This window comes from Tenacibaculum sp. ZH5_bin.1 (assembly GCF_042865525.1).
GTDB lineage: Bacteria > Bacteroidota > Bacteroidia > Flavobacteriales > Flavobacteriaceae > Polaribacter > Polaribacter mesophilus.
The window spans coordinates 909,211-926,130 of record NZ_JBEGIO010000001.1 but is presented as its reverse complement, the minus strand read 5'-3'; the positions used below and the strand labels follow the sequence as shown (position 1 = coordinate 926,130).

The window sequence follows — 16,920 nt, the reverse complement described above, 5'->3', positions numbered from 1 at the left end:
CTTATTTTATTTCACTAAATATTGATCAACATTTTGCCAAGGCCCTCCGTTAATTACATCAATCCCATGGTTTTGTAAAAACTCTGCTGCTTGCCCGCTTCTACCACCACTTCTACATACTGCAATTACTGGCTTATCCCACGATTTAATTTCCTCTACATTTGTAGGAATCGTAGCTAAAACAATATGCTTAGCTCCTTCACTATGCCCTTCATTCCATTCCGCTAAAGTCCTTACATCTAAAACAACTGCTCCTTTAGCTAAATATTCCTGTATTTCGTTACTCATATTCTTCTTTCTAAATAAATTAAATAATCCCATTTTATACTTCTTGGTAATTTTCCAACAAAAGTAAACCGTTTTCTATTAACGTAGTGTAACTCTTGTTACTTTTCATTTCTTCAAGATATTCACGTAACGCTCCTTTTATTGAAAAATTGTTTAGTGTTGCCAATTCTAACAGCTCTAACGACAACAACCAATCATTTTTATAATTTGATTTTACTTCTGTAAAAATTTCCTCAATGTCTTCCTCAGAAACCGTGCCACCTTCCCTTAGTTCTCTTACTCTGTCATATAAACTATATAACTTTCTATCTGAATCAGAATATTGAATTTTGTGCGTTTTGGTTTCCGATACTTTTCCTACATCCCCAAATGAAGCCACATCTGCAGGACCTGCAAAAGCAGATACCACCTCTACACCCACAGCCATATCGTATACTCCCCAATCTGGGTGAAATAACAACGTGTCTCCATGAGTTACTGTACAGTTTTTAAAAGAAATTAGTAAAATCCTACCTCTTAAATCCCTTGTTCCTGTAATTACTTCTCCTACTACTTTTACTCCACCTTCAAACTCTAAGGTAACCTGCTCTCCTTCATAAATACCATAAGCTTTCAAATCTCGCGGACTCATATTCTCTATTGGAATATTAATCCCTTTTAACTTTCCTATTGGACTTCCAAAACCTTCTGCATGATAATTTGTTCCGTGACCTATTAATTCTTTATCTCTATTTGCTAACGCAGTAGGACCAGTTGTTTGTACATAAATGGCTTTATTATTCTCATCAGTTATTACATTGGTAAAAATCCCTGACACTTGAATACCTGTACTCAACTCGATAGTTCCTAAATTTTTAGAATCTATCAATTTTTCTATTCCTTTTAACCCACCAGTTCGTATTGCCATTTTATTAGCAAACTGCTCCAACACTAAACTTAAATGAGCAAAATCTGGAGTAACAAACAACTGAGGTTGAGGTTTTGTAATATCAAAACTTACATTCGCAGCATCTAATGTATATGAAACTTTTTCGACCTCATCTTTCATACACCATTTACTCTCTCCAATAGAAGACAATAACCCTGCTCCATAAATTTTTGGATTTTCTAGGGTCCCTATCAATCCATACTCCACTGTCCACCAGTGTAAATTTCTAATTTGAGCCATTTCTGAAAGCTCTCCCATGTTATTTTGCAACCACTCAACTTGTTCTTGTGCTTCATCAATATCTTTTTGAGTAGAATTAGGATCTTCTTTTAAAATAGACAACAAACGAATAGCTTCATACATTTCGTAATCTTTTGCTGAAGAAATCGCTTTTGCGCCAATTTCACCAAAACGGCGTAAATATTCAGCATACTCTGGATTTGCTATAATTGGTGCATGTCCTGCAGCTTCATGAATAATATCAGGAGCTGGCGTGTATTCAATATGATCTATCGTACGCATGTCAGACGCAATCACTAACACATTGTACGCTTGAAATTCCATAAAAGCATTCGGTGGTATAAATCCATCAACAGATACTGCCGCCCAACCTATTTCTTTTAAAATACGATTCATTCCTTGCATGTGAGGAATTTTCTCAACGGAAATGCCTGTCTTTTTCAATCCATCTAAGTACGAAGCATGCGCTACTTTCCCTAAATAATCTACATTCATACGCATTACATAACGCCATACAGCTTGGTTTTGAGCCGTATATTCATCATACGGTTGTTTTACCACGAACTTATGTAAATGCTTGGGTAACTTCTTAGTAACTTCGTTTAACTCAAAGTGAGGCTCCATAATGTTGTTTGTTTTGCTGTGTAAATTTAAGTTTTTTATAGTTCACAAAAAATTGATATCCGTTAAATTATATATTTTGTACTTTTACTTTCGGGACTAATAAAATAACTTATTGATGAAAATTAAAGGAGGTTTAAAAACTCGTTTGCTTGTAGGTATAGCCATTGTTGCTTTTGCTTATCTACGTAAATGCAGTCAACAAGAGATAAACCCTTATACAGGGAAAACACAAGCAGTTAGTTTATCTCCAGAACAAGAAATTGCTATCGGACTACAACAAGCTCCTATGATGACTCAGCAACACGGAGGCTTGTATCCTAATGAAAATGCTCAAGTACTTGTAGATAAAGTAGGTGGAAAGCTCATAAACAACACGGTAGCTAAAAAATCAGGTTACCAATTCGATTTTCATTTATTAAGAGATGAAAAAACAATCAATGCTTTTGCCTTACCTGGAGGGCAAATTTTTATAACTCATGCTTTATTCACTCAATTAAAAAACGAAGATCAACTAGCAGGTGTACTAGGTCATGAAATAGGACATGTCTTAGGAAAACATTCTAACGAACGAATTACCGATGCTAATTTTTGGAAACTTTTAACCATGGGAGCTTCTGTCGGCGCTGATTTAGGAGAACTGGCGAATAGTATTGGACAACAAACTTTATTAAAAAACGGTCGTGGTGATGAATTAGAAAGTGATGAGTTAGGTGTTAAATTAATGATTGATGCAGGTTATAACCCTGAAAACTTGATTGGCGTAATGGAAATTTTAAAAGCTGCAGCTGGCCCAAATAGAGTTCCTGAATTTCAAAGCACCCACCCTGACCCTGAAAATAGAATTGAAAAAATTAAAGAAGCTATACGTAAATATAAAAAGTAATGTTGTTACTGTAACATTTAATTAATCGAGTACACTAATAATTATATATTTAAATTAGTTGCTATGAGTTTCAGTGGGTCAGTATCATCAATGATTACGAGTTTAAAAAACAATAAAAGAAAAAGAACTAGCGCTTTTGAAAAGTTAGAACGTTTTCAAAAAGAAAAAAACAACAAATTATTTTTTAAAAAAACTGCTAATGAAAAGCAACTTAAAAACATTCGTTTAAAGATAAAAAGACAACAACAAGTTAATTTTATAAAAAACATTCTGGCTTTGATAGCCACCTTTTTAACATTACTTTATATTATCTCATTAGTTTAATCAATATAAAAAGGTTGAATTTTATAAAAAATCCAACCTTGTGTTAATAACAGATCCCCTATCTTCTTGTTACTTACCTTGAATAATATTGTAATTTATTCCAACACCTACAGAAGAAGGAGAAATACCATCAGACGAAACCCCTTGGTAATACCCGAAAATATTCCACTCGTCGTTGTGATACCCTATTTCTGGTCTGTAATAAAATCCACCAGTTTCACTTCCTTCAGTAAAAAAAGCATACCCTAAATCCGTTCCTAAAAAGAAGTTTTTTGTTGGGTAAAACCTAAACAATCCTGCTACAGGGATTAGTCCTGAATCAGAGAATTCAATAATACCTTCTTCTTTCCCAAAATAATGAGTATACCCTGTCGAAGCTCCTATAGCAAAACTTTCTGCATTTAAAAACTGATATTTCAAATCAACCCCCAAAACAAAAGAAGAAACATCAGAAGCATCACCAACAGGAGCACCTCCATGGATTCCTAATTTCAACCAATTTGTACCTTCTCCCACTTGAGCATTCGCAACTGAAAAACTCGTTATCGCTATTACTAATAAAATTATTTTATTCATATTATTGTTTTTTTTAGTTACGCAGCAAAACTACCTCAATAACTTTTTCAATTTTACCTCTTTTGACATAATTATTAACCCAAAAGATTTTACTTTTAATACAAAGAAGTAAATTTGTAACATGAACAAGAAAGTAATTTTAATGATTTTGGATGGATGGGGGATTACCCAAGACCCAAAAGTATCGGCTATATACAACGCAAAAACTCCATTTATAAATTCGTTATACAATAAATTTCCACATGCACAATTAAGAACCGATGGAGAACATGTTGGTTTACCAGTAGGACAAATGGGAAATTCTGAAGTTGGACATATGAATTTAGGTGCTGGTAGAATTGTATATCAGAATTTAGCCAAAATTAACAAAGCTGTAAAAGAAGGAACTTTAGCACAAGAAAAGGAACTTCTAAACGCTTTTGAATACGCTAAAACAAACAATAAAAATATCCATTTTTTAGGATTGGTTTCTAATGGAGGAATTCATTCTCATATTGATCACCTAAAAGGTTTGCTATCTGCAGCTAACAATTTTGGTTTAGATAATGTATACCTACACGCTTTTACTGACGGTCGTGATTGTGATCCTAAATCAGGAAAGTATTTCATCAACGATATTCAAGAACACATGCAAGAAACTACGGGTGAATTGGCAACAATTACTGGTCGTTACTATGCAATGGATCGTGATAATCGTTGGGAACGTGTGCAACTTGCTTACGAAGCTTTAGTAAACGGAAAAGGAACTTTTTCTTCGGATGCTCCAGCTAGTATTCAACAAAGTTATGATGCAGATGTTACTGATGAGTTTATCAAACCAATAGTAATGGTTGATGAAAGTCAACAACCAAAAACTGTAATTAAGGAAGATGACGTTGTTATTTTCTTCAATTTTAGAACAGATAGGGGTCGTCAATTAACAGAAGCTTTGAGCCAAAAAGATTTTCCTGAATTCAACATAAAAAAACTACCGTTATATTTTGTTACCATGACAAGCTATGACGATACTTTTAAAAACATCCATGTTATTTACGATGGAAAGAACATTGAAAACACTTTGGGTGAAGTATTAGAGTCAGCTGGAAAAAGTCAAATTAGGATTGCTGAGACAGAAAAATATCCACACGTTACTTTCTTTTTCTCTGGTGGAAGAGAAGATGAATTTACAGGAGAAAAACGTTTGCTTTGTCCATCTCCTAAAGTAGCTACCTATGATTTAAAACCTGAAATGAGTGCTTATGAAATTCGCGACGCTATTGTTCCTGAACTACAAAGCGGCAATGTTGATTTTGTATGTTTAAACTTTGCTAATGGTGATATGGTAGGACACACAGGTGTTTTTGAAGCTGCTGTTAAAGCTTGTGAAGCAGTTGACAATTGTGTTGAAGACGTAGTAACAACTGCGTTAAATAATGACTATACCACTATTTTAATTGCTGATCATGGAAACTGTGAAACAATGATTAACCCAGATGGAACACCACATACAGCACACACCACAAATCCTGTTCCTATGATTTTAATTGACAAGGAGTTAAAATCAATAAAAAGTGGTATTTTAGGCGACGTTGCTCCAACCATTTTAAAATTAATGGGTATTGAGCAACCTAAAGAAATGACACAACATTCGCTTATTTAAAAATATATCTTATGAAATGAGCCATAACAAGAAGTTGACACCAACCGAAAAGATTATTGGCAAATTACATCTGATGTATTAAAAACAATAAAAATTAAACAGATGAAAAAAATCGTATACCTTTTTATAGCCTTACTTATTATTTCTTGTGCATCGACACCAAAGAACCTAGCAACAAAAAATGAAAATGGAAATTTAGTTGGTATTGCTACTAAAAAAGACTTTCAACAAGAACCATACGGAAGTGAGTGGTTCAACGATTTTTATTCATATTACGAAACAGATAAAGCTACCGTAGAAAAACTAAAACCATATTTAAAAGACATAAAAATAAAAAGCTTTATGGGAACTTGGTGTGGAGATAGTAAAAGAGAGATTCCTAATTTTTATAAAATCTTAGACGAAGCCGAATTCGATTATAAAAACCTTGAATTAGTTACAGTGAACCGTCAGAAAAAAGCTAATGGTTTAGAAGAAGGTTTCAATGTAATTCGAGTTCCAACCTTCATTTTTTATAAAGGCGGAAAAGAAGTTGGTCGTTTTGTAGAACACGCTATTGAAGGTAGCTCAGTTGAAGAAGATTTCTTAAAAATACTATCTGGTCAAGAATACAAACATCCATATCAAAAATAACTGTAAATTTGCGCCTCAATATTTTTACCATGATTAAACCAAAAACTAGAGAAGAAATTGAATTAATGCGCGAAAGTGCTTTAGTAGTATCAAAAACCTTAGGTATGCTTGCCAAAGAAGTAAAACCTGGTGTTACTACATTACAACTTGATAAACTTGCTGAAGATTTTATTCGTGAGCAAGGAGCTATTCCTGGTTTTTTAGGTCTATATGATTTCCCTAATACACTTTGTATGAGCCCAAACTCACAAGTGGTTCATGGAATTCCAAATAACACACCTTTACAAGAAGGTGACATCATCTCTATTGATTGTGGTGCTATAAAAAATGATTTTTACGGAGATCACGCTTACACGTTTGCTGTAGGTGAAATTGCCCCTGAAACTCAAAAACTACTTGATATCACTAAAGAAAGTTTATATGTAGGCATTCGTGAACTTAAAGTAGGGAATCGTGTTGGTGATGTAGGTTTTGCTATTCAAAACTTTACTGAAAAACATGGCTACGGTGTTGTTCGTGAACTGGTAGGGCACGGTTTAGGTCGTAAGATGCACGAAGATCCAGAAATGCCTAACTATGGACGTAGAGGTCGTGGTAAAAAATTTATTGAAGGTATGGTAGTTGCTATTGAGCCTATGACCAATATGGGAACTCATAAAATCCGTCAACATAGTGATGGATGGACAATTACCACTTTAGATGGTAAACCATCAGCACACTTTGAACATGATGTAGCCATAGTTGATGGTAAACCAGAGTTACTATCTACCTTTAAGTATATTTACGATGCTTTAGGTATCGAAAGTAATGAAGAAGACGAATTTAGACAACAACCATTAGTTATATAATTTGTGTCTTTATTTAAAACGATACTTAATACTATTCCTAGACCTATATTAATCAAAGCCAGTTATTGGGCTCGTCCCATTATTACTTGGTGGTTAAAAGGAGATAACTTTACAGATCCGATTGACGGAAAATCATTCAAAAAGTTTTTACCTTACGGATATGGAGTTCAACGTAAAAATGCACTTTCTCCTTCTACACTGTCACTAGAAAGACATCGTTTAATGTGGCTTTTTTTACAACAGGAAAGCAACTTCTTTTCTTCGGATAAAAAGTTAAAAGTATTACATATCGCTCCTGAGCAATGTTTTTTAGATCTTTTTAGAAAACAAGCGAACCTAGAGTACACTACTTCTGATTTAGAATCACCTATAGCAGATGTAAAAGCAGATATTTGCGACCTTCCTTTTGAAGACAACTCTTTTGATGTAGTGTTTTGTAATCATGTGCTGGAACATATCCCTGACGACACAAAGGCGATGCAAGAATTGTATCGAGTAATGAAAGTTGGTGGATTTGGTATTTTTCAAATTCCGCAGGATTTATCAAGAGAAGTTACTTTTGAAGATAATTCTATTACCGACCCTAAAGAACGCGCAAAAATATTTGGTCAGTACGACCATGTACGTGTGTACGGTCGTGATTATTTTAATAAACTACGTTCTATAGGATTTAAAGTTGATGAAATAGACTACACAAAAAAAATCGCTCCAGAAAAACTAGAACGATTTGCTTTAATGAAAGGCGAAATTTTGCCTGTATGTTACAAAAACTAGTTTACGAATTCTGCTAGTTCTCCTACTTCATTATGATATAACAACACCACTTTAAGCTCTGGATGTTCTTTTAGAAACTCTTTTGTTTTTTCTAAACCCATTGCTAAAAAAGCCGTTGCATAGGCATCTACATCGGCGCAGTCACCTTTTAATCGAACTGACACACTTAACAAATTACTCTCTTCTGCTAGTCCTGTTTTGGCATTTACCGTGTGTACTATCTTTTTTCCTTCAGTATTTAACTTGTACTTTCTATAATTCCCTGAAGTTGCCATAGATTCATTATCCAGCTCAATTATTTTTTGAACAGAACGTGTTCCATCAGCATTTGGCTTTTCAATCGCTACTTTCCAAAGCTTTCCGTCTTTCGTTCCTCTAGCTCTAATCTCTCCTCCTATTTCTACTATATAATCATCAATGTTTTTCGACTCTAAAAACCTCCCAACAACATCTACTCCATAACCTTTAGCAAAAGCATTAACATTAAACTCTATATTTTCACTATCTCTATGAACTTTTCTGTTTTTTAACACAACTTTATCAAATCCTACATTCTCCATCAAAGCCGCTATTTCTTCAGAGGTCAAATCTTTCTTTTCTTTTCCTGAGCCAAAGCCGTAAGCATCTATCAATCTACCAATCGTCGGATCAAAATAACCATCAGTTTCCTTGTAAATTCTTTTAGCCTTTTCAAAAACTTCTACAAACATATCATCAACTATTACAGTGGTGTCTCCTTGGTTAATTTTTGAAATATCAGAAGTAGGCATGTATGTAGACAATGATTTGTTTACCAAATTAAACAAACTATCAATAGGTTTTTGATAATCAACCTTATTCAAATAGGTTATATGATATGTAGTCCCAAAAACAGCTCCTTGTAATTTAGTTATCTTTTCTTTTTTTTCTTCCTTACAAGCTATTACTAACAATAATGAAACTACTAAAAGCGTTATCCTTTTAATCATCTTTAAAAAAATTAGTCACAAAAATAATGTATTCACACTTCATAAAAGATTGTTAATTCTCTTTTTTGTGTCTTCATTTTTATAAATTTGCTTAACTTTTAATAAATACATCTAAAAAAATCAGAATAAAATGAGAAAAATATTTTTATTCCTTACTGCTTCAATTTTACTAGCATCTTGTGCTTCAACAAAAGAATTAGAAGCAATAAAAGCTAAACACGAACAAACAAAAGAAGAGTTACTAGCCGTAAAAGCTAACTTAACAAAATGTTTAGTTGAAAAAGAAAACTGTGAAGACAAAGCATTTTCTTTAGAGTCAAGAGTAACAGAACTAAAGAGAGATAAAGAAAATACTTTACAACAAGTTGAAAACTTAACAGTTTTAACTAAAGGCGCTAATGATAACATTAAAGAGACATTATCTCAATTAAGCAAGAAAGATAAGTACATCAACAAAATTAGAGAAGCTGCTTCTAAAAAAGATTCTTTAAACTTAGTAGTTGCTTTTCACTTAAAAAGAGAATTACAAGACGGTATTGATGACGAAGATATTGAAGTAAATGTTGAAAAAACAGTTGTATTCATTTCAATTTCCGACAAGTTATTATTTAAAAGTGGAAGTTACACTATTAACGACAAAGCTTCTAAAGTGTTAGAAAAAGTTGCTACTGTAGTTAACGGACAGCCTCAAATGGATGTAATGGTTGAAGGACATACAGACAACACTCCTGTTTCAGCTGGATCAGCCTTAAAGGATAACTGGGGATTAAGTGTTTTACGTTCTACTGCTATCGTTCGTGAGTTACAGGGAAAGTATAATGTTGCTCCTGAAAGATTAATCGCAGCTGGTAGAAGTAGTTATGTTCCTTTAGTAGAAAACAACAGTCCTGCTAACAAAGCCAAAAATAGACGTACAAAAATCATCATTTTACCAAGATTAAATCAGTTCTTTGATTTATTAGATCAAAAAGTAGAATAGTATTCTATATAGATACTTTTATTAAATACCCTCAAAAGTTAAACACAATTTTGAGGGTATTTTTATACCTAAAAAACAACACACATTTGAATTTAGATATAAGTGTATTCAAAAACACATAGAAGAATGTTCTTCTATTAAATTTCTTCAGCATCAAGAAAAATAAGCTAATAAAAACCTAAACTCATACTATAAAAACAACTTTTGTTGGATAATCTAAATATAAGCACTTTTCTTGTTTAACATTCTTTTAACTAACCTCCATTAAACTTTTAGGCAGATTTGTTGTCAAACAAGCTTTATAAATTAACATGATGAAAAAACTTACACTACTTTTTATTTTACTTATTAGTTTTACAGCTGTTGCTCAACGTACTACAAAAGGTATCGCTTCTAAAATTACTTTAACGGGTAAGGTCTTAGAAACAAACTCTAAGCAACCTTTGGAATATGCAACTTTAGTACTAACAAACACCAACACAAACCAAGTTATTGGAGGTGTTACAGACGTTAACGGAAACTTCTCTATCGATGCTTCATCTGGCACGTACAATATAAAAGTTGAATTTATAGGGTTCAAAACTAAAAGTTTAGGAAATCATGATTTAAGTCAAAATAAAAACTTAGGAAATATATTACTATCCGAAGACGCAGAGACATTAGATGAAATTGAAATAATAGCAGAAAAATCGACAGTAGAAATACGTTTAGATAAAAAAATATACAACGTTGGTAAAGATATGACTGTAAAAGGAGGAAATGCATCTGATGTTTTAGATAACGTCCCTTCTGTTAATGTAGACGCAGAAGGAGCTATTAGTCTACGCGGTAACGAAAATGTTCGTATTTTAATAGACGGTAAACCTTCTGCTTTAGTAGGCTTAACAGGAACAGACGCTCTTAGAAATTTACCCGCAGACGCTATTGAAAAAGTAGAAGTTATCACTTCTCCTTCTGCTCGTTACGACGCTGAAGGTACAGCTGGTATTTTAAATATTATTCTTAGGAAAGGAAAAATCACAGGTTTTAATGGCTCTGTAAACCTAACTTTAGGAAATCCTGATATGGTAAGTATTTCTCCAAATCTCAATTATAGAACAAAAAAGTTTAATCTCTTTTCAAACCTAGCTTATTCCTACAGAAACGGACCTGGTAACTCTAATAGTTTTTTCACAAACTTCAACAAAGATGGTGATATTACTAGTTATAGAGATGAAGACAGAGTTTTTGATAGAAAGAGTAATAACTATAACGGATCCTTAGGGCTAGAATACTACATTAATGATAAAAGTTCTATTACCGGAACTTTCTTTTATAGAGATTCTAAAGATGATGATGTAGCTACCAACAATACTACTTTTTTTGATAATAATAGAGTTATAACGAAAGAACAGGTAAGAATAGAAAACGAGAAAGAAGAAAATACAGATATACAATACTCTTTAAACTATACAAATAATATTGATGATAAAGGACAAAAACTAATTATAGATTTACAATACGGAGAAAGTGATGAATTTGAGCCTGCCGATATTTTTGTTGACAGAAACCTTTCTGAGCGAAATAGACAAACAACAACCTCTAAAGATCGCCTTTTTCAAATAGATTATGTATTGCCTATTGGAGAAAAAAGTCAGTTTGAAGCTGGACACAAAGTCACCTTACAAGATTTAAATTCAGACTTTAGAGTACGTGATGCCCTCGGAAACCCATTGCCTAACGATCCTTCAAATGCAATTGAATTCAAACAAAATATTTATGCATTCTATACTCAGTTTGGAAGTAAAGTTGATAAGTTTTCATACCTGTTAGGTTTAAGAGCAGAAGTTACTGATATTGATTTAACAGTGTTTACAACCGACCAGTTTAAAGAAAAGAATTATACAGAGTGGTTTCCAACAGTAAACCTAGGGTATGAAATCAATGATAGTGATAACATTTCATTAGGGTATAGTAGAAGGTTACGTAGACCACGTCATTGGTTTCTAAACCCATTTGAAACCAGAAGTTCTGCAACCAATGTATTTAGAGGAAACCCTGACTTAGATCCTACCTTTACTAACTCTGTAGACTTTGGCTATAACACACGTATAAGTAAGCTAAACTTAGGAGCTTCTTTATATTATCAATACTCTACCGATATTATGCAAGGTGTATCTATTTTAGAACAAAGAGTTATAGAAGGAGAAACAACTAACGTAACAGTTAGACAACCAGTGAACCTTAACAATGAAAGTCGTTATGGATTTGAATTTACAACTAACTATAATCCTACTAAAAAGGTACGATTATCAGCTTCATTTAATTACTTTAAATTTAATACAGATGCTTTTACATACGTATATACCGCTGCTAATGGAGACCAAGTAACAACCCCTTTAGACGAGGTAAATGAAAGTAGCTGGTTTGCACGTTTTAACTCAAGGATTACCTTACCTTGGAAACTACAATGGCAAACACGCTTAATGTATCGTGGAGCACAAGCAACAGCTCAAGATAATAGAAAAGGAATGTTTTCTGCTAACCTTGCCCTGAGTAAAGACTTGTTTAAAGAAAAAGCTTCATTGGTATTAAATGTGAGCGATTTATTTAACACTCGTAAGCGAGAAAGCACTACTTTTCTATATGATGATGAGGGATTACTTAACACTATTAACGACGGTTCTTTCCAATGGCGTGAGCGTCAAATAACATTAAGCTTTACCTATCGTTTTAACCAAAAGAAAAAAAGAGATCGTCCAGAACAAAATGGTGACTTTGATGGAGGTAGTGAAGGTTTTTAACTCTATTAATTTAACCGATAAAAAACAACCTCATTATAAAAATACCCTTAAACTGTTAAACACAGTTTAAGGGTATTTTTCTTGGTAAAACAAGCTAGTTGTAAATTAAACTAACACGCTATTTGTCAATCAAATAATTAATCGTACATTTGCAGACCTTTTTAAAGGATAAAATTTAATTATTAATAAACAAAAACTAATCGTGTAATTATGAACACATTAAGTTACAAAACAGTATCAGCTAATAAGGCTACCGTAAACAAAGAGTGGGTTTTAGTTGATGCGGACGGGCAAACATTGGGTCGTCTAGCTTCTAAAGTTGCAAAACTTATTAGAGGTAAGTACAAGCCAAATTATACTCCTCACGTAGATTGTGGAGACAACGTTGTTATTATCAACGCTGAAAAAATTAACCTAACTGGTAAAAAGTGGACAGACAAGTCTTACATTCGTCACACAGGTTATCCAGGAGGCCAAAGATCATTAACTGCTTCAGAAATGTTCGAAAAAGATCCTACAAGATTAATCGAAAAAGCAGTTAAAGGTATGTTACCTAAAAACCGTTTAGGTAGCGCGTTATACAAAAACTTATATGTTTACGCAGGTACAGAGCATGGTCAAGAAGCTCAAAAACCTAAAACTATTAACCTTAACGATCTTAAATAATTATGGAAACTGTACACAAAATAGGTAGAAGAAAAACAGCTGTTGCTCGTGTTTATGTTTCTCAAGGAAGTGGAAACATCACTATCAACAAAAGAGAGTTTAAAAACTATTTCACTACACCAACTTTACAATACAAAGTTCAACAACCTTTAATGTTAACTGAAAACTTAGAGGCTTACGATGTAAAAGTAAACGTATACGGTGGTGGTGTTACTGGTCAAGCTGAAGCTATTCGTTTAGCAATTACTAGAGCATTAGTAGCTATTAACGAAGAAAACAAAGCTGTATTAAAGCCAGAAGGATTATTAACTCGTGATCCAAGAATGGTTGAACGTAAAAAATTCGGTCAGAAGAAAGCACGTAAGAAATTCCAGTTCTCTAAACGTTAATATTTTACTGAACTTGTTTCAGTATTTAAATGTTTCGAGACTGTTATTTATAAATCAATTTTTAACAGTTTAGTATCTAAATATTTCAGACTTAATAACTACTGAAATATTGCGAAAACAGAACGTAAACACATTTATTAAAATGGCAAACATTCAAGAATTATTAGAAAGTGGTGTTCACTTTGGACACTTAACTAGAAAGTGGAACCCTAACATGGCTCCATACATTTATACAGAGCGTAATGGTGTTCACATCATCGATTTGTACAAAACTTCAGCTAAAATTGACGAGGCTTCTGCTGCGTTACAAAAAATAGCTAACTCAGGACGTAAAATCTTATTCGTTGCTACTAAAAAGCAAGCTAAAGATATCGTTGCTGAAAAAGCTAAAGCTGTAAACATGCCTTACATTACTGAGCGTTGGCCAGGTGGTATGTTAACAAACTTCGTTACTATCCGTAAAGCCGTTAAGAAAATGACTTCTATTGATAGAATGAAGACTGATGGTTCTTTTGATGCATTATCTAAAAGAGAAAAATTACAAATTACTCGTCAACGTGAAAAATTAGAAAAGAACTTAGGTTCAATTTCTGATATGACTCGTTTACCGGGAGCTTTATTTGTAATTGATGTAAAGAAAGAACACATTGCTGTTGCTGAAGCTCAAAAATTAAACATTCCAATCTTTGCAATGGTTGATACAAACTCGGATCCAAGACCAATCGACTTTGTAATTCCTGCAAATGATGATGCTTCTAAATCTATCGATAAAGTATTATCGTATGTAACTGATGCAATTGCTGAAGGCTTAACAGAAAGAAAAGCTGATAAGGAAAAAGCTAAAGCTGAAAAAACAGCTGACGCTCCAGCAAAAGAAGAAGCAAAATAATTTTTTAATTTAAAGGTTTCATTACATTGGAACCTTTAAATTTTTACAACTTTGTACAACAATATATTTACAACTAAAAAATAACGATAGAAATGTCAGTAAAAATTAGCGCTGCAGACGTAAAGAAATTAAGAGAAACTACCGGAGCTGGTATGATGGATTGTAAAAAAGCATTAGTAGAAGCTGAAGGTGATTTTGATAAAGCTATTGAAATTTTACGTAAAAAAGGACAAAAGATTGCTGCTAAAAGAGCAGATCGTGAGTCTACTGAAGGTGTGGCAATCACTAAAATTAGCGATGACAACACATACGGTGTTGCTATCGTATTAGCATGTGAAACAGATTTCGTAGCTAAAAACGATTCATTCAAAGCATTAGCGCAAGAATTTGTTGACATCGCTTTTAACCACAAAACAAAAGAAGAGTTCTTAGCTGCTGATTTTGGTGGTGTAACTGTTGCTGAAAAATTAATCGAGCAAACAGGAGTTATCGGTGAAAAAATCGATATCACTGCTTTCGAAAGAATTGAAGCACCATACGTAGGAGCTTATACTCACGTTGGTAAAATTGCTGCAATGGTAGGTTTAACTGTTGCTGTAGATAATGCTGCTGAGTTAACTAAAGACTTAGCTATGCAAGCTGCTTCAATGGGAGCAACTTCTTTATCTTACAAAGATTTTGATCCTGCTTATGTAGCTTCTGAAACTGAAGCTAGAATTGCTGCGATTAAAAAAGACAACGAAGAATTAGTACGTTTAGGTAAAACTTTAAAGAACGTTCCTCAATTTGTTTCTCGTTTACAATTAACTGATGAAGCTTTAGCGAAAGCTGAAGAAGAAGCTAAAGAGCAATTAAAAGCTGAAGGTAAACCAGAACAAATCTGGGACAAAATCTTACCAGGTAAAATGGAAAGATTTATCTCTGACAATACTACTTTAGATCAAGAACAATGTTTATTAGATCAAAAGTTTATTAAAGACGAAAAGAAAACTGTTGCAGAATACGTTTCTTCTTACGGTGATGTTGAAGTTAAAAACTTCGTAAGGGTTACTTTAGGATAATTCTCAACGACAATTTTATATGAAACCATCCATTTTTGGATGGTTTTTTTTTATGTGTTAAAATTAGAATAAAAAAAATATGTAGCTTTGCACAACTTTCAACAAAACAAATGCAATACAAAAGAATTCTTTTAAAATTAAGTGGTGAGGCACTAATGGGTGAGCGTCAATATGGAATTGACCCAAACAGACTTAAAGAGTATGCCCAAGAGATAAAACAAGTTATAGATAAGGGTGTAGAAGTAGCCATTGTAATTGGTGGTGGAAATATTTTTAGAGGAGTTGCTGGTGCTAGCCAAGGTATGGATCGTGTACAAGGTGACCATATGGGAATGTTAGCTACTTGTATTAATGGCTTAGCTTTACAAAGTGCCTTAGAAGACCAAGGAATTCACACTCGTTTACAAACTGCTATTGAAATTAAAGAAATTGCAGAACCATATATTAAGCGTCGAGCTAATCGTCACTTAGAGAAAGGACGCGTAGTAATTTTTGGTGGAGGAACAGGAAATCCGTATTTTACAACCGACACTGCAGCTGTTTTAAGGGCTATTGAAATAAATGCAGACGCCATTTTAAAAGGTACACGTGTTGATGGTATTTATACAGCAGATCCAGAAAAAGATAAAGATGCTGTTAAGTATGAAAACATTACATTTAAAGATGTTATTGAAAAAGGCTTAAAAGTAATGGATATGACAGCCTTTACCTTGAGCGAAGAAAACAAATTACCAATTATTGTTTTTGACATGAACACACAAGGAAACCTTCTAAAACTTGTTTCTGGAGAAAATATTGGAACAATAGTTGACAACGAATAAACCGAAAAATTATCCTCAACCTATTTGAGGTTTTAAATACGAACAAAATGAACGAAGAGATTGATTTTATTTTAGATTCGACTAAAGAGGCAATGGATAAAGCTATTAGCCACTTAGAAAAAGAATTAGCAGGTATTAGAGCAGGTAGAGCTACTCCTGCTATGTTAAGTACGATTATGGTAGATTACTACGGTTCTCAAACACCATTATCACAAGTGGCAAACGTAAACACTCCTGATGCTAGAACCATATCAGTTCAACCATGGGAAAAAAACATGTTACAAGAAATCGAAAAAGCAATAATGCTTGCTAACATCGGTTTTAACCCAATGAATAATGGAGAAAATATTATAATTAATGTTCCACCATTAACAGAAGAGCGTCGTAAAGGATTAGCTAAACAAGCAAAAGCAGAGGCTGAACACGCTAAAGTAGGTGTTCGTAATGCTCGTAAAGACGCAAACAATGAAATTAAAAAAGTTGATATTTCTGACGATATGAAGAAAAATGCTGAAGCTGATGTTCAGAAATTAACTGACGATTACGTAAAAATAATCGACGAAAAGTATACTGTTAAAGAAAAAGAAATTATGACTGTATAATTTCT

At 33.3% G+C, this 16,920-nt stretch carries 18 protein-coding genes; 14 read left to right on the top strand and 4 right to left on the bottom strand.

The genetic code is table 11. The features are described from left to right. Positions 1–6: 6 nt before the first annotated feature. Positions 7–288: a rhodanese-like domain-containing protein gene (locus ABHQ57_RS04265; protein WP_073182694.1), complete on the bottom strand. Its 282-nt coding sequence runs from the start codon at positions 286–288 to the stop codon at positions 7–9. Between the two features lie 34 nt (positions 289–322). Continuing rightward, the gene (locus tag ABHQ57_RS04260) at positions 323–2,080 is read right to left on the bottom strand and encodes an aromatic amino acid hydroxylase (protein WP_073182060.1); all 1,758 of its coding nucleotides are present in this window, start codon (positions 2,078–2,080) and stop codon (positions 323–325) included. 115 nt (positions 2,081–2,195) lie between these two features. Between ABHQ57_RS04260 and ABHQ57_RS04255 the strand changes: the two genes are divergently transcribed. Together ABHQ57_RS04255 and ABHQ57_RS04250 are read left to right on the top strand one after the other, a co-directional pair. Beyond that, positions 2,196–2,963 carry a M48 family metalloprotease gene (locus tag ABHQ57_RS04255; protein ID WP_167712996.1) on the top strand — a complete coding sequence of 256 codons (768 nt, stop codon included), beginning with the start codon at positions 2,196–2,198 and terminating at the stop codon, positions 2,961–2,963. Positions 2,964–3,026: 63 nt separating this feature from the next. Next, complete coding sequence (locus tag ABHQ57_RS04250) at positions 3,027–3,287, top strand: hypothetical protein (protein WP_167712994.1); 261 nt, start codon at positions 3,027–3,029, stop codon at positions 3,285–3,287. Positions 3,288–3,356: 69 nt separating this feature from the next. On the opposite strand, the gene ABHQ57_RS04245 is transcribed toward ABHQ57_RS04250, so the two are convergent. Next, positions 3,357–3,863 (bottom strand): hypothetical protein, encoded by a 507-nt coding sequence (locus ABHQ57_RS04245; protein ID WP_047790008.1) that lies wholly within the window; start codon positions 3,861–3,863, stop codon positions 3,357–3,359. Positions 3,864–3,984: 121 nt separating this feature from the next. On the opposite strand from ABHQ57_RS04245, the gene gpmI reads away from it, so the two are divergent. From gpmI to ABHQ57_RS04225, 4 genes are all read left to right on the top strand, one after another. Continuing rightward, positions 3,985–5,502, top strand: a complete 1,518-nt coding sequence (gpmI, locus tag ABHQ57_RS04240; protein WP_167712992.1) for a 2,3-bisphosphoglycerate-independent phosphoglycerate mutase — start codon at positions 3,985–3,987, stop codon at positions 5,500–5,502. 102 nt (positions 5,503–5,604) lie between these two features. Further along, positions 5,605–6,135: a thioredoxin family protein gene (locus ABHQ57_RS04235; protein WP_159614265.1), complete on the top strand. Its 531-nt coding sequence runs from the start codon at positions 5,605–5,607 to the stop codon at positions 6,133–6,135. Between the two features lie 29 nt (positions 6,136–6,164). Further along, entirely contained in the window at positions 6,165–6,983 is an 819-nt protein-coding gene (gene map, locus ABHQ57_RS04230; RefSeq protein ID WP_047790005.1) for a type I methionyl aminopeptidase, read from the top strand. Positions 6,984–6,986: 3 nt separating this feature from the next. After that, complete coding sequence (locus ABHQ57_RS04225) at positions 6,987–7,757, top strand: class I SAM-dependent methyltransferase (protein ID WP_389862440.1); 771 nt, start codon at positions 6,987–6,989, stop codon at positions 7,755–7,757. Here the strand turns inward: ABHQ57_RS04225 and ABHQ57_RS04220 are convergent. Next, positions 7,754–8,725 carry an FAD:protein FMN transferase gene (locus ABHQ57_RS04220; RefSeq protein ID WP_159508969.1) on the bottom strand — a complete coding sequence of 324 codons (972 nt, stop codon included), beginning with the start codon at positions 8,723–8,725 and terminating at the stop codon, positions 7,754–7,756. The two genes, ABHQ57_RS04225 and ABHQ57_RS04220, sit on opposite strands and share 4 nt — an antisense overlap. A gap of 130 nt (positions 8,726–8,855) precedes the next feature. On the opposite strand from ABHQ57_RS04220, the gene ABHQ57_RS04215 reads away from it, so the two are divergent. The 8 genes from ABHQ57_RS04215 to frr all read left to right on the top strand — a co-directional run bounded on the left by ABHQ57_RS04215 (position 8,856) and on the right by frr (position 16,915). After that, positions 8,856–9,704, top strand: a complete 849-nt coding sequence (locus ABHQ57_RS04215) for an OmpA family protein (RefSeq protein ID WP_047790002.1) — start codon at positions 8,856–8,858, stop codon at positions 9,702–9,704. 311 nt (positions 9,705–10,015) lie between these two features. After that, the gene (locus ABHQ57_RS04210; RefSeq protein WP_053056729.1) at positions 10,016–12,487 is read left to right on the top strand and encodes a TonB-dependent receptor domain-containing protein; all 2,472 of its coding nucleotides are present in this window, start codon (positions 10,016–10,018) and stop codon (positions 12,485–12,487) included. A 210-nt stretch (positions 12,488–12,697) separates the two neighbouring features. Then, a complete protein-coding gene (gene rplM / locus ABHQ57_RS04205) occupies positions 12,698–13,153 on the top strand; it encodes a 50S ribosomal protein L13 (protein ID WP_047790001.1) in 456 nt (151 codons plus the stop codon). A 2-nt stretch (positions 13,154–13,155) separates the two neighbouring features. After that, a complete protein-coding gene (rpsI, locus tag ABHQ57_RS04200; protein WP_047790000.1) occupies positions 13,156–13,542 on the top strand; it encodes a 30S ribosomal protein S9 in 387 nt (128 codons plus the stop codon). A gap of 142 nt (positions 13,543–13,684) precedes the next feature. Further along, positions 13,685–14,431: a 30S ribosomal protein S2 gene (gene rpsB, locus ABHQ57_RS04195; protein WP_125065928.1), complete on the top strand. Its 747-nt coding sequence runs from the start codon at positions 13,685–13,687 to the stop codon at positions 14,429–14,431. A 92-nt stretch (positions 14,432–14,523) separates the two neighbouring features. Then, complete coding sequence (gene tsf / locus ABHQ57_RS04190; RefSeq protein WP_167712988.1) at positions 14,524–15,492, top strand: translation elongation factor Ts; 969 nt, start codon at positions 14,524–14,526, stop codon at positions 15,490–15,492. Between the two features lie 110 nt (positions 15,493–15,602). Next, positions 15,603–16,313 (top strand): UMP kinase, encoded by a 711-nt coding sequence (gene pyrH / locus ABHQ57_RS04185; protein WP_047789997.1) that lies wholly within the window; start codon positions 15,603–15,605, stop codon positions 16,311–16,313. A 47-nt stretch (positions 16,314–16,360) separates the two neighbouring features. Further along, positions 16,361–16,915 (top strand): ribosome recycling factor, encoded by a 555-nt coding sequence (gene frr, locus ABHQ57_RS04180; protein ID WP_047789996.1) that lies wholly within the window; start codon positions 16,361–16,363, stop codon positions 16,913–16,915. Positions 16,916–16,920: the final 5 nt, after the last annotated feature.

Coding starts and splice junctions, on each gene's coding strand:
- ABHQ57_RS04250 (WP_167712994.1), top strand. CDS start 3,027: ATGAGTTTCAGTGGGTCAGTATCATCAATGATTACGAGTTTAAAAAAC.
- ABHQ57_RS04255 (WP_167712996.1), top strand. CDS start 2,196: ATGAAAATTAAAGGAGGTTTAAAAACTCGTTTGCTTGTAGGTATAGCC.
- map (WP_047790005.1), top strand. CDS start 6,165: ATGATTAAACCAAAAACTAGAGAAGAAATTGAATTAATGCGCGAAAGT.
- rplM (WP_047790001.1), top strand. CDS start 12,698: ATGAACACATTAAGTTACAAAACAGTATCAGCTAATAAGGCTACCGTA.
- rpsB (WP_125065928.1), top strand. CDS start 13,685: ATGGCAAACATTCAAGAATTATTAGAAAGTGGTGTTCACTTTGGACAC.
- tsf (WP_167712988.1), top strand. CDS start 14,524: ATGTCAGTAAAAATTAGCGCTGCAGACGTAAAGAAATTAAGAGAAACT.
- ABHQ57_RS04245 (WP_047790008.1), bottom strand. CDS start 3,863: ATGAATAAAATAATTTTATTAGTAATAGCGATAACGAGTTTTTCAGTT.
- ABHQ57_RS04220 (WP_159508969.1), bottom strand. CDS start 8,725: ATGATTAAAAGGATAACGCTTTTAGTAGTTTCATTATTGTTAGTAATA.
- ABHQ57_RS04265 (WP_073182694.1), bottom strand. CDS start 288: ATGAGTAACGAAATACAGGAATATTTAGCTAAAGGAGCAGTTGTTTTA.
- ABHQ57_RS04215 (WP_047790002.1), top strand. CDS start 8,856: ATGAGAAAAATATTTTTATTCCTTACTGCTTCAATTTTACTAGCATCT.
- gpmI (WP_167712992.1), top strand. CDS start 3,985: ATGAACAAGAAAGTAATTTTAATGATTTTGGATGGATGGGGGATTACC.
- ABHQ57_RS04260 (WP_073182060.1), bottom strand. CDS start 2,080: ATGGAGCCTCACTTTGAGTTAAACGAAGTTACTAAGAAGTTACCCAAG.
- pyrH (WP_047789997.1), top strand. CDS start 15,603: ATGCAATACAAAAGAATTCTTTTAAAATTAAGTGGTGAGGCACTAATG.
- rpsI (WP_047790000.1), top strand. CDS start 13,156: ATGGAAACTGTACACAAAATAGGTAGAAGAAAAACAGCTGTTGCTCGT.
- ABHQ57_RS04235 (WP_159614265.1), top strand. CDS start 5,605: ATGAAAAAAATCGTATACCTTTTTATAGCCTTACTTATTATTTCTTGT.
- frr (WP_047789996.1), top strand. CDS start 16,361: ATGAACGAAGAGATTGATTTTATTTTAGATTCGACTAAAGAGGCAATG.
- ABHQ57_RS04210 (WP_053056729.1), top strand. CDS start 10,016: ATGATGAAAAAACTTACACTACTTTTTATTTTACTTATTAGTTTTACA.